The sequence below is a fragment of the Metabacillus rhizosphaerae genome, from assembly GCF_037201795.1.
Classification (GTDB): Bacteria; Bacillota; Bacilli; order Bacillales; family Bacillaceae; genus Metabacillus; species Metabacillus rhizosphaerae.
This window is the reverse complement of record NZ_CP147403.1, coordinates 4,919,291-4,932,268: the sequence shown is the minus strand read 5'-3', so window position 1 is coordinate 4,932,268 and position 12,978 is coordinate 4,919,291. Positions and strand designations below refer to the sequence as shown.

Sequence of the window (12,978 nt, the reverse complement as noted above, 5' to 3'; positions counted from 1 at the left end):
TATACAGCTTCAATTAGTAACTTATGTACGGAGTATGAAGATCTGACATCTAGTAGCAAGCAGGTCAAAAAAATAGTAATAGAGTAGGAGATGTTTTTGATGAAAAAAATGTTTGTTTCCCTTGGTATAGTAGCAGGAGTCCTATCACTTTCCGCATGTAACCTTAGTTCTTCGGAATCGGTTGTTGAATCTAAGTCAGGTGAAATAACGAAAGAGGAATTTTACAATGAATTAAAGAGTCATGCGGGTGAAAAAGTTTTAAAACAAATGGTTGAAACTATGTTACTTGAAAAAGAGTACAAGGTGACAGATAAAGAGATTGCTGCAAAAATCAAGGAATATAAGGAGCAATTCGGAGGTGAGGAGGGTTTTAAACAGGCTATTCGGCAAAATGGAATAACAGATGAGAAAGCATTTAAAAAGCTAGTAGAACATGAATTATTGGCACAAAAAGCAGCAACAGATGGTGTGAAGGTTTCAGAAGAAGAAGTGAAAAAAGAATTTGCGGAAAAGTATAAAGTAGAAGTTAAATCAAGCCATATTCTAATTAAGGATGAAAAAACAGCGAAGGAAGTAAAGGAGAGGCTTGACAAGGGGGAGGACTTTGCTACCCTTGCTGGCAAATATTCTACTGACCCAGGTTCAAAAGACAAAGGAGGCGATCTCGGGTATTTTCCAAAAGGAATCATGATTCCAGAATTTGATAAGGTTGTATTTTCATTGGATGTTAATGAGATAAGTGAACCTGTAAAAACAGAATTTGGGTATCATATTATTAAAGTAACGGATAAGAAAACAAATACGTTTAAAGATAAGAAAGCTGTAATTGAAAAAGAGTTAACATATAAGCATGCTAAGCCTATTAACCAAGTGCTAACCGAGCTACAAAAAGATGCTGACATTAAGATTAAAGATAAAATGTTGGAGGATGCTTTAGAGGTAACTCAATCTGCTGGAATAAAATAATAACAAATCTATTATACTTAGGTAGATTAAAATTAGAGACATGAAAGACTGATAAGCTTTGTGAAGTGCTAAAGTCCTTTTTTGTCTATTTTTATGTTATTAGGTAGATATTTAACCAATACATTAAAAAAGGATGAAGCGATTTTTTATTTTTTGAATTATCTGAAATATAACTTGTTTCACTGAATGAATTATGTTAAATTTACCATATGAAATGTGTTCAGGGGAGACGAGTGTATTGAATTTACTTAGAAAAGGAAATAAAGAGCTTATTAAAGAACTGAACCGCTCCCTCGTGATTGATAGGGTTCGACTTCAGGGAAATATCTCACGTACTGATTTAGCAAAAGAAACAGGTTTAGGCTTATCAACCATTACGAATATTATCGATGAACTCATTAAGGAAAATCTTGTCTCTGAGGTTGGAACTGGGGACTCACAAGGTGGCAGAAAGCCGGTTTTATTAAAGTTTAATGGAGATTTTGGTATAATCGCTGGCTTAAAGATAGAAATGCAGGAAGTGAAGATGTGTCTATCTAACTTGGAAGGCAAGATCCTTCACAAACAGCAATTTTCATATTCACACGGTGAAGCGAACAAATTAGCACAAGTTATTATTGACAAACTTGAGTGTTTTATCGAATGTAATGAATGCGCTTCCAAATTAGTGGGGATTGGTATTGCTACACCTGGGCTAGTGGACCGGGAAAGTAATGAAGTAATCTATTCTCCTATATTAAAGGTAGACCATGGTGACTTGAAGCCTATCGGAATGTATTTTGATGTACCTTTAATGATCGATAATGATGCAAATGTATTTGCACTTGCAGAGAAATGGATAGGCTTGGGGAGAGAGTATAGAAACTTTATTGGTGTTACAGTAGGGGCTGGAGTAGGGTCAGGTATTGTTATTGATAATATGTTGTTTAGAGGAGATTTTGGTGGTGCTGGAGAGTTAGGGCATATTACAATTTATCAAGGAGACCGCCTCTGTTATTGCGGACAGCGAGGTTGTTTAGAATTATATGCTTCTGATTCTTTCCTAGTGAATGAGGCTGAACGCATGGTTTCGATTGGTGTTCCTACTTTAATTAAGTCATATACTCCCATTACTCCAGAGAGTATAGTAATGGCAGCCCAAAACGGTGATGTATATGCACAAGAATTGTTGGTAAAGCAAGGAGAAAATTTAGCAATAGGAATTAAAAATTTGGTACACCTATTTAATCCTGAAGCCATAATCTTAGGTGGGGAAGGTTTAAGAGAGGGAGAATTCCTACTAAAAGGAATTAAAAAGGAGCTGGAAGTCCACTTTTTCATAAAGCATCCTCGCAAACTTCAGTTCAAAACCTCACAGCTAGGTGAGGATGTTTGGTTGATTGGGGCTTGTGCACTTGTTGTTAGTCATCTATTTAAAGTACCTATTTACAAATAGAAAGGGAAACAACTTCTGTTGGATCCTTTGGAATAATTACTTTATTCACTGAATAAAGTATCTGTAGCTCACATTTATGGTAACGCATACATTTAAAGGAGGTGGTCATCTAAATAATATAGGCAGAAGCTATTAAGAATAGTTTTAACACACAATAACAAATAGGGAGGGTAAATATGCGAACAAGTAAACACAGATTGTTTCTGAAAGCCATAATCCTATCAATTATGATTTATTTGGTCTTTTCTGCATTTAATGTTCGTTCTGGGTTTGCAAGAGATAGTGAGTTTACTAGACAAGGTGCTGGGCCGATGTACTGGATTACATATGAGCATCAATATGGAAAAGATGTGTTTATGCCAGAGCATCGTCTTAAAGACAATATTGATTGGATGGCTAAAAACTTCCAACCGTATGGTTACGATATGATTAGTACTGATGGGTGGATAGAGGGTGCAACTCTATTAAATGAAAATGGGTACGTCGTATCACATAATGATCGATGGATGAGTGATCCAATTTATATGGATGGTCGCGAGAAACCATTTGTTAAACCAGGAAAGTTATTTAACGGTGATTTCGAATACGCCACCACAGAAGGATGGGATATTAAGGGGAATGCAGATTCTGGAGTCGATAAGTCTGGTGCCCGAAATAACTTTAAGTTTTACTTTTATAAAAATTCTCCGTTTGATGCAACATTGAGTCAAACCGTGAATGGACTAGAGAAGGATAAAACATATCGTTTCTCTGCGTGGGCAACTTTAGGGGATTTTAGTGGTTCAAACCAGTTTACTGATGAGGCGAACGGCAGCTATGCTGAAATGCGGATCAGCCAAAATGGAGAAGTAGTAAAGAAGGTGCCAATCGAGTTAAGTTCAAAATATAAAAACTATTTAATTGATGTGAAATCTATTGGGACTGATTTGACTGTTGAATTTGTCATTGATTCAAAACAAGGAAACGCTTCATTGCAGCTTGATGACATTACATTTACAGCTGTAGATTCTGAACAACCTCCAATTCCTGAGGGGAATATTGTGGATAACGGAGGATTTGAGCAAGTCGAAACAGAAGGTTGGACGTTTAATGGTGAATTCGCTCATGGGCGTAATGATGATCCTGAAGGAGATAAGTCGTTATGGACATATAGTAAAAACCCGAACAAACAAATCATCTCTCAAACGATCGAGGATTTGCCAAATGGTAACTACGGTGTCAAATTTAAAGCTAAAGGGAAAAATGGTTTTGCAGACAAAGGTGTCACTGTAGTAATGAAGCTTTCAGGATATGATAAGGCAAACCCTGAAACTTCTGTAAGTAAGCCAGTGACTACAGAAGATTGGAAAACGTATGCAGAGAATATTAATGTAACGTCAGGTCAATTAACAATTGAATTTATTGTCGATCCAACGGAAACACAAGTGCCTGATGTCGGAATCGATATTGATGACGTATCTGTTTTATATGACAATTGGCAAGGGTATCCCCACGAACGTTATCCAGAAGGACATACATGGAAACACTGGGCAGATTATGTGAAAAGCAAAGGGATGAAGTTTGGCATCTATTATAATCCGCTTTGGATTAGTCCAGAAGTTGTAAAAAATCCGGATAAATACAAAGTGAAAGGGACGGATACACCAGTCGCTGATCTTGTTATTACAGAACCACAAGATATTGGCGGTGGTAAAATACTTCAAGGAGATCGCTTTGATGGGGGGCAAGGTGGCGAAAGAGCGCTTTATTGGTTAAATGTAGACCACCCAGATGCAGAAAAATATTTGAAAGGATATATAGACTTCTTTGCAAATCAAGGAGCCTCGTATTTACGTGTAGACTTTTTATCTTGGTATGAAAGCGGTTACGATAAAGGGCTTGGCCAAATTGGTACAGGTCATACAAGAGAACAGTATCGCAAAGCTCTTCAATGGATGGATGAAGCTACTAAAGAGAATGATGTATTCCTTAGCTTAGTCATGCCTGACTTAAATAAACATGGTGAATACGAACATCAATATGGAGATATGATTCGAATTGATGAGGATGCCTTCAGTGGTGGTTGGGAGCATATCTCGGGACGAAGACAAGAGTGGACAAATAATTGGTCTCAATGGGCCAATCCATTCCAAGGATTTACTGGATTTGCAGATATATCGGGACGTGGATCAATGATTAATGACGGTGACTTCTTAAAGTTAAACACATTTAAGGGACGTTATGCCGAGGACGAAAAGAAAACAGCAATATCATTATTCACAATGGCAGGTTCTCCAATAACCATTGCAGATCAATATGACACAATTGGAGATAATTACAAATATTATCAAAACCCTGAATTGATTGAATTGAATAAACTTGGTTTTGCAGGAAAGCCGATCTTTTATTCAAATCAGCATTATAAGAACAATGTAAGCCGCGACAGTGAAAGATGGGCTGGTCAGTTACCAGACGGATCTTGGGTCGTTTCTCTCTTTAATCGCAGTGACACAAGCAAAGGGCTATCAATGGATTTCAAAAAAGACCTTGGAATCAAAGATGAAGCTTTTACCCGCAATCTATGGGAGCATAAGGATCTCGGCTACCGCACGATGTATTCTGAAATGCTCGAACCTCATGATACAACAGTATTGAAACTAATTCCAAAAACAACAAAGAAAATATTTCAAACAGAAGTCGCTTCTTATCAAGGCGGAGCTATCTTTGATAACGAACAAATGGGCTATGATGGTTTTGGCTATCTAACTGGCTTGAACAAAAAAGGATCAAAAGTAACAATTGCCGTTGAAATGCCTGAAGCAGGGCAGTTTCCATTATCAATAAAATACGTGAATGGAAATGCAGAGGCTAGTACCTTATCCCTTTCTGTAGAGGATAAAAAGATGAATGTTATTGACGCACCATCTAAGGTGTCGTTCCCAGTTACAGGAGATAAATGGGGAACCATCGAGCAATCTGTACAATTGAACAAAGGGGTAAATTTAATCACCATGGAATTTACAGGTGAAAATACAGGCTCGACATTAATTGATTCCATTCAGTTCGGCTCAAGTACAGGTCAGCTCGTTAACGGTGACTTTGAAATGGGAAATGAAACTGGTTGGACAATTGATACATTTGGCACGACAGTATGGCATGGTGTGGATAAAAATGATGCTTATGAAGGATATAAGCAATACTTGTATTCTCCTAATGAAGGTGGGAAAGTTACTTCGAAGCAAACGATTGTTGGATTAAAGGATGGTGAGTATACGGTTTCAGCGATGGCTAAACTAATGCCTCATTTGGATTCGGCATTTACAGGTGGAGTTGCTAAAATGATTGTCTCCCAGCCTGGCCAAGAGAAGATAGAAGTGAACATTGAACCGAATCTAAAAGATCCAAATGGTCCTATCAAGCAAAAATGGAACGCTGATGAGTTTGAGTATAAAAAATTTAGCACAGATACGATTAACGTCACAGAAGGTGAATTAACGTTAGAGTTCTATATGGAAGCATCTAAAGCAGATACATCCTTGCAGCTTGATAATGTGTTGCTTCCATCAACAAACTCTGAAGTACCTGAGAATATAGAGGTCAATCTGTATAACAAAGAATTTGAACAAGGATTCACTGATTGGAGCCGTACAAATATGGTCAACCAATCAATTGAATCAGCAGATGAAGAGGCATTTGTCCGTATTTCAGGCAAGGATGATTACTCTTCTGATCTATGGCAATTTGGAAATGCGCCTATTGATGGAAACTATCAACTATCAATTAACATTCGCAAATCTGGAAACTTTAACAATGCCACACTTTATGTCAGTTACTCTGGAGGGACAAAAGAAGTTCCAATCCCTGCAAGTGATGATTGGAAGGAAGTAAGAGTCCCAAATATCCAGTTAATGGCTGGTGAAGTTGTAAAGATCGGGGTGAAAGCAGAAGGTCAGGCTGAAAGTATTCTTGATCTTGACGGCGTTAAAATGATGGAAAAAGACCCAACAGAGTATCAAAGTATATCATATCTTGAAAGTTTGGATGCAGACACACCGTATACAATAAGCAGTGATGGAACATCCATCGTGTTAAATTCAACGAACCAAGAAAAGGTTAAGGTCGAATTCGTTCAAGAGGATACAGCTAAAATATGGATGGAGCCGACTGGAACATTTAAGAAAAAGTCATCCTTTGTTGTTGATCAAGAGGCAGCAAGTATCATTCCAAAGGTAACTAATAAAGAGGATTATGTATTAATTCAAACTGAAAAAATGAGTTTAAGAGTTTATAAGTCTCCATTTAAGCTTGCCTACTATGATCCTGAGAATACTAAGCTGTTAACGGAGCATAGTGATGGAAACGGATTGGGTTATGACGGAGATACAGGAGTATATTCTACCTTGAAACTAGATCCAAAAGAGCATTTCTTTGGCCTTGGTATGGATCGTGACTCTCAATCCTTTGATCGAAGAGGCCATAAGGTTGAAATGAACAATGGAATGAAAGGGGGATTTGGCGGAAATACATCTGATATTTCTGGTACGTTCTTTACTAGTACAAAGGGCTATGGTCTTTACTTTGATAACACATATGAAAATGCCACCTTTGACATGGGTTCGACAGACAAAGAGACGTATTCTTTTCATTCACCAAACGGCGAAATGATTTACTATTTTATGGCCAGTGAAAGAGAGAGCACGCTAACTGGTATCATGAAAAGTTTTGCAGATTTAACAGGTAAGGCACCGATGCCGCCAAAATGGGCCTTAGGTTATATCCAGTCTAAGTATGGATATAAGAGCTGGCAGGAAGTAAATAAGATTGTAGACACATTCCGCCAAAAACAAATTCCTTTAGATGGAATGATTCTCGATGTTTATTGGGCAAAAGAAAATCATTACTTTGACATGACTTGGTCCGAAGCTTTTGCAAATCCAAAAGAAAGTATGGAGGAGTTAACGAAAAAAGGCATCAAGACGGTTCCAATAGTCGATCCGTACATTCAAGTTACTGCAGACAATTTTAATGAAGGTGATCAAAATGGTTATTTTGTAAAAGATGCTTCAGGTAAAACTGTTATTTATGATGCTTGGTATGGTAAATCAGGTTTAGTGGACTTTACCAATCCAAAAGCTGTTGAATGGTTCAATGCACAGGTTAAATCCTTACATGATGCTGGTGTTAAAGGGTATTGGATTGATTTAAATGAACCAGAGAAGGCAACAGATTCGTTAAGGCATCATTTTTCTAAAGGGAGTGCAGCTGAAATTAGAAATGTGTATGCACTAAGCGAAGCAAAAGCCTTCTATAATGGTCATAGAAGCTACAGTGATAACCGCCTATGGAGCTTATCACGATCGGGATTTTCTGGAATTCAAGAATATGGAACAACTGTATGGAGCGGAGATATCGATGCAAGTTGGGAGTCGTTTAGACACAATATACAATTGGGATTAAGCTCCTCGATGTCTGGAATGCCTTATTTCACAACCGATATTGGTGGATTTAATGGCAAACCGACTGCTGAGCTATATACGCGCTGGATGCAGGCAGGATCTTTTATGCCAATCTTTCGTGCTCATAATTGCGAATGTGGTGATCCAACCAACACTAGAGAGCCATGGGCGTTTGGTGAGAAAGCAGAAGGCATTGTAAAACAAAGCATTGAAGAGCGTTACAAACTATTGCCTTACATTTATTCAGCAACCAAGCAAACAACAGATGGAAATGTATCATTAATGAGACCGCTTGTCATGGATTATACAACAGATGCAAATGTATATGGGATTGAAGAACAATGGCTGTTTGGTCCAAATATGCTGGTAGCGCCGATTTCTTTGGAGGGTATTTCTAAGAGAAACATCTACCTTCCAGAGGGTACATGGTATGACTGGAGTTCTCATAAAACATTTGTAGGAGGACAGACAATTGAATACGAAGCTGATTTGTCTAAGATTCCGGTATTTATAAAAGAAGGAGCAATTATTCCACAGCGTGAGATTCAAAACTATACAGATGAAAATCCAGCATCAATGATGACATTGAACGTTTATCCGAAACAAACTGGTGAAGCTTCAAGCTTCAACTTATACGAGGATGATGGGCAAACATACAAATATGAAAAAGGCGAATCAGCTAATACAGAGATTACCGCTTCCTCAAATGGGGAAAATGTAACACTTGAGATTTCAGCAATGAAGGGCAGTTTTGACGGACGTATTGAAAACAGAAACTGGGCAGCAAAAATAAAAGTTAACGCTGGTGATAGGGGACTTAACTCTGTTAAACGTAACGGAAAAAAATTAATATTAGTTGATTCCAAAGAAGCAGTAGAAAAAGGCAATGATGTTTGGTACTACGACTCAAAAACAGAATTGTTATATGTGAAAACGAAAGAGGTATCTACTTCCGAAGCACAAGTAATTACTACTGATCTTAAGGGAAGAACATTGGGTAAGGTTAAACATTGAGGCTGCTAGCAATAATAAAGTCGCCGCCCCGAGGAAAGCGAGCAACTCTCGCTGCAACCAACCACCGCATTACTTGGTAAATAGCAACAAAGTTTGGCGAGTTAGCCTTTGTAAAAGAAAAAGTGCCAGGACCATATAGGTTCGGGCACTTTTTAAGTGCGCCCAGCATGGGTGCAGTCTATAGGGTGAAAGTCCCGAACTGTGAAGGCAGAAGTAGCAGTAGCTTAACGCAAGGGTGTCTGTGGTGACGCAGAATCTGAAGGAAGCGAGCGGCAAACCTCCGGTCTGAGGAATACGAACTTCATATAAGGCTAGATACCATTGGATGAGTTTGCTTAACAAAACAAAGTCCTTTCTGCCGAAGGTGGTATAGAGTAAATGAAGCAGATAGATGGAGTGAAAGACTGTACTCTTACCTGGGGAGGTCTGACTGATAAGCCAAGCACTCTTGGCAACCTATCTAGTGATAGATAGCTGAACAGTCAGAAGTCAGCAGAGGTCATAGTACCTTTCAAACTCGAGAATGAAAGGGAAGGACTGAACAAGTTAGGAAGGATGAGAACTAGGCGTTCATAAGTAGTGTAGAAACAGACAATCTCTTACGAGACTTACTTGAAGGAAGAAGTGGTGAATACACAGGGGACTTCAAGAGGGTGGAGCTACTAATGGCACAAATAGAACATCTCATTCACGTAGAGAGGATATATCTTAATGTTAATGGAACGAATTCTATCACGAGAAAACTTACTGAACGCTCTTAAACGAGTGGAACGTAACGGAGGTAGTCACGGTGTAGACAAGATGTCGACCCAAAACCTGCGTTCGTATATTGTCGAGCACTGGGACGAATTGAGAAAGTCTCTCCAACAGGGAACCTATGAACCTCAACCCGTTCGTCGTGTCGAAATCCCGAAACCAAACGGCGGAGTTAGATTACTAGGAATCCCAACCGTGATAGACCGTTTCATTCAACAAGCGATTACTCAAACATTAACCCCAATTTATGACCCAACATTTTCTGAAAACAGTTATGGGTTTCGTCCACAAAGACGAGGGCATGACGCTGTACGGAAAGCGAAAGGATACATCGAAGATGGTTATAGGTGGGTAGTCGACATAGACTTAGAGAAATTCTTCGATAAAGTGAACCATGACAAACTCATGGGGCTACTGTCAAAGCGTATTGACGATAAAGTTCTACTAAATCTTGTTCGAAAATATCTCAATGTCGGGATTATGATGGGTGGCGTGGTCTCACAAAATACAGAGGGAACTCCACAAGGAGGTCCGCTAAGTCCACTACTTTCAAATATCATCCTAGATTTGTTAGATAAAGTATTAGAGAATAGAGGGCATAAATTCGTGAGGTATGCGGATGATTGTAATATTTACGTGAAATCTAAGAAAGCTGGCTTACGAACAATGGCGGGTGTAACGTCTTTCATTGAAAAGAAGCTTAGTTTAAAGGTAAATCGTGAGAAATCAGCCGTAGAACGACCATGGAACCGAAAATTCTTAGGCTTTAGTTTTACTAACAGAAAAGAGCCGAAAATACGTATATCCAAACAAAGCATCAAGAGATTTAAACAGAAGGTTAGGGAAATAACGTCAAGAAAATCACCGATACCAATGGATGTAAGAATAAAGAAATTAAATCAGTATTTAGTGGGTTGGTGTGGGTATTACGCATTGGCAGATACTCCAAGTATCTTTAAAGGTTTGGAAAGTTGGATTCGAAGAAGACTGAGATTGTGTTACTGGAAACAGTGGAAACTTCCTAAAACAAGGATAAGGAAACTTATAGGACTAGGAATTGATAAACACAAAGCATATGAATGGGGAAATAGCAGAAAGGGCTACTGGCGAATAACCAGTAGTCCAATCCTTCACCGTGCCCTCAATAACTCTTTCTGGAGAAAAGAGGGTCTCAAAAGTCTATCTGAACGATACGAAACTTTACGTCACACTTAATTTGAACCGCCGTATACCGAACGGTACGTACGGTGGTGTGAGAGGTCGGGGGTTAGTCACCCCCTCCTACTCGATTTTGTGAAGGAAATTAGATATCGTTCCTTAGGAATTCTAATCAACCTGTTGATGATAACGCTTTCTGAAATTATTATATGAATTTTGTGAAAATTATTAAGGTATCCTTTAGTTAATATTTAATTTAAAATTAAGTAACAGAAGAGGAGGGGGCTAAATGGAAACCGTAAAAGAGAAAGCGATTACAAAGATGAACTTACAGAAGAAAAAAGACAAGAAGAACGGTTTTTGGAAAATATTTTTAAGTCAAAAAACACTTTATATGATGTCATTACCATTTGTTGCTTGGGTTTTTGTTTTTAATTATCTTCCTGTATGGGGATGGACGATGGCATTTCAAAATTTCAGACCAGGCAGATCATTTTTTGAACAAGAGTGGGTAGGTCTCGACCATTTTATCGCATTGTTTACTGATGAACGATTTTTCATGGCACTTAGAAATACGCTTGCGATGAGTTTTCTTGGTTTAATAGTAGGGTTTACCATTCCTATTTTATTCGCTGTATTGCTAAATGAAGTTCGCCATTCTTTATTTAAGAGAACGGTGCAAACAATAACTTATTTACCCCACTTTGTATCCTGGGTAGTTGTGGCTGGTATTGTTACAAAAATGTTATCTATTGATGGTGGTATTGTAAATGATCTTTTAATGAAATTTGGTTTTATTGATAAGCCTTTTCAATTTATGGCTCAAGGTACGTGGTTCTGGGGAATTGTTACGGTTTCAGATATATGGAAGGAAATGGGTTGGAATGCGATTATCTTTTTAGCAGCCATTGCAGGTCTTGATCCTCAACTATACGAAGCTGCAAAAGTAGATGGGACCGGAAGGTTAAGAAGAATTTGGCATGTGACATTACCAGGCATTCGTCCAACAATTCTAGTTGTTCTTATTCTAAATATAGGTCATTTGGTTAGTATTGGATTTGAAAAACAAATGTTACTAGGAAATTCTCTAGTTGTTGATTATTCTGAGGTATTAGATTTGTATGCGCTTAATTACGGGATTGGTTTAGGACAATTCTCTTACGGAACGGCAATCGGAATTTTTAATTCTGTAGTAAGTATTACCTTATTGTTTCTTGCTAACGGTATATTTAAGCGATATTCCAATCAAAGTGTCATGTAAGAGGGGGGAGTTTAATGGCATCCAAACGAGCCATGATTAAGTTAACGAAAAAGGACCGTATGTTCGATATACTAAATTATTCTTTTTTAACAATTATTATGATTGTAACGCTTTACCCTTTTTTAAACGTATTAGTTATTTCTTTAAATGATTCAACTGATACCGTAAGAGGTGGCATTTATATTTGGCCGCGTGAGTTTACCTTGAATAATTACTTAGAAATAATGAAATACGATAACTTAGTAACGGGTTTTGTAAACTCTGTTTTGAGGACAGTAATTGGTACGGTGTTAGGTGTTTTTGCACAAGCAATGATTGCTTTTACGTTGAGTCGTGCTGATTTCCAAGGAAGGAAATTTATATCTACTTTTCTTGTTTTAACGATGTATTTTTCAGGAGGGTTAATTCCAGGGTACATGCTGATAAGAGATTTAGGTATGATGAATTCGTTTTGGGTTTATATCCTACCAGGATTAGTAAGTGCTTTTAATATTATTATTATTCGATCGTTTATGGATGGACTTCCGTTTTCACTTCAAGAATCAGCGAAAATGGATGGTGCGAATGACTTTACAATCTTTTATCGAATTATCTTACCACTCTGTAAGCCGGTTTTAGCGACTATCGCCTTATTCGTGGCAGTCGGGCAATGGAATAGTTGGTTTGATACCTATTTATATAACAGTTTGAATGAAAATTTAACAACATTACAGTACGAGCTAATGAAGATTTTAGATAATACCTCGATGGGTGGTAATGTAAATGCCAACCAAATGCGACCTAATGCAGAGCAGCAAGCGAATATGGTATCACCTGAATCGATTAAAATGGCCATCACCATGGTTACTGTCATACCTATAATGTTGGTTTATCCATTTGTTCAAAGGTTTTTTATTCAAGGGATGACATTAGGAGCAGTAAAACAGTAGCCATTCATTAAGTATCAAAAGATT

Annotated in this window: 6 protein-coding genes; all 6 read left to right on the top strand. The window is 37.9% G+C overall.

Annotated elements, in window-relative coordinates:
* Positions 1-99: 99 nt before the first annotated feature.
* The 6 genes from WCV66_RS23690 to WCV66_RS23665 all read left to right on the top strand — a co-directional run bounded on the left by WCV66_RS23690 (position 100) and on the right by WCV66_RS23665 (position 12,954).
* A complete protein-coding gene (locus tag WCV66_RS23690; RefSeq protein WP_338787085.1) occupies positions 100-966 on the top strand; it encodes a peptidylprolyl isomerase in 867 nt (288 codons plus the stop codon).
* Positions 967-1,204: 238 nt separating this feature from the next.
* Entirely contained in the window at positions 1,205-2,401 is a 1,197-nt protein-coding gene (locus tag WCV66_RS23685; protein ID WP_185653028.1) for an ROK family transcriptional regulator, read from the top strand.
* A 176-nt stretch (positions 2,402-2,577) separates the two neighbouring features.
* Positions 2,578-8,850 carry a TIM-barrel domain-containing protein gene (locus tag WCV66_RS23680; protein ID WP_338787084.1) on the top strand — a complete coding sequence of 2,091 codons (6,273 nt, stop codon included), beginning with the start codon at positions 2,578-2,580 and terminating at the stop codon, positions 8,848-8,850.
* A gap of 711 nt (positions 8,851-9,561) precedes the next feature.
* Complete coding sequence (ltrA, locus tag WCV66_RS23675) at positions 9,562-10,821, top strand: group II intron reverse transcriptase/maturase (RefSeq protein WP_338786043.1); 1,260 nt, start codon at positions 9,562-9,564, stop codon at positions 10,819-10,821.
* Positions 10,822-11,053: 232 nt separating this feature from the next.
* Entirely contained in the window at positions 11,054-12,025 is a 972-nt protein-coding gene (locus WCV66_RS23670) for a sugar ABC transporter permease (protein ID WP_338787083.1), read from the top strand.
* A gap of 14 nt (positions 12,026-12,039) precedes the next feature.
* Positions 12,040-12,954, top strand: coding sequence for a carbohydrate ABC transporter permease (locus WCV66_RS23665; protein WP_338787082.1), 915 nt, complete (start codon positions 12,040-12,042; stop codon positions 12,952-12,954).
* Positions 12,955-12,978: the final 24 nt, after the last annotated feature.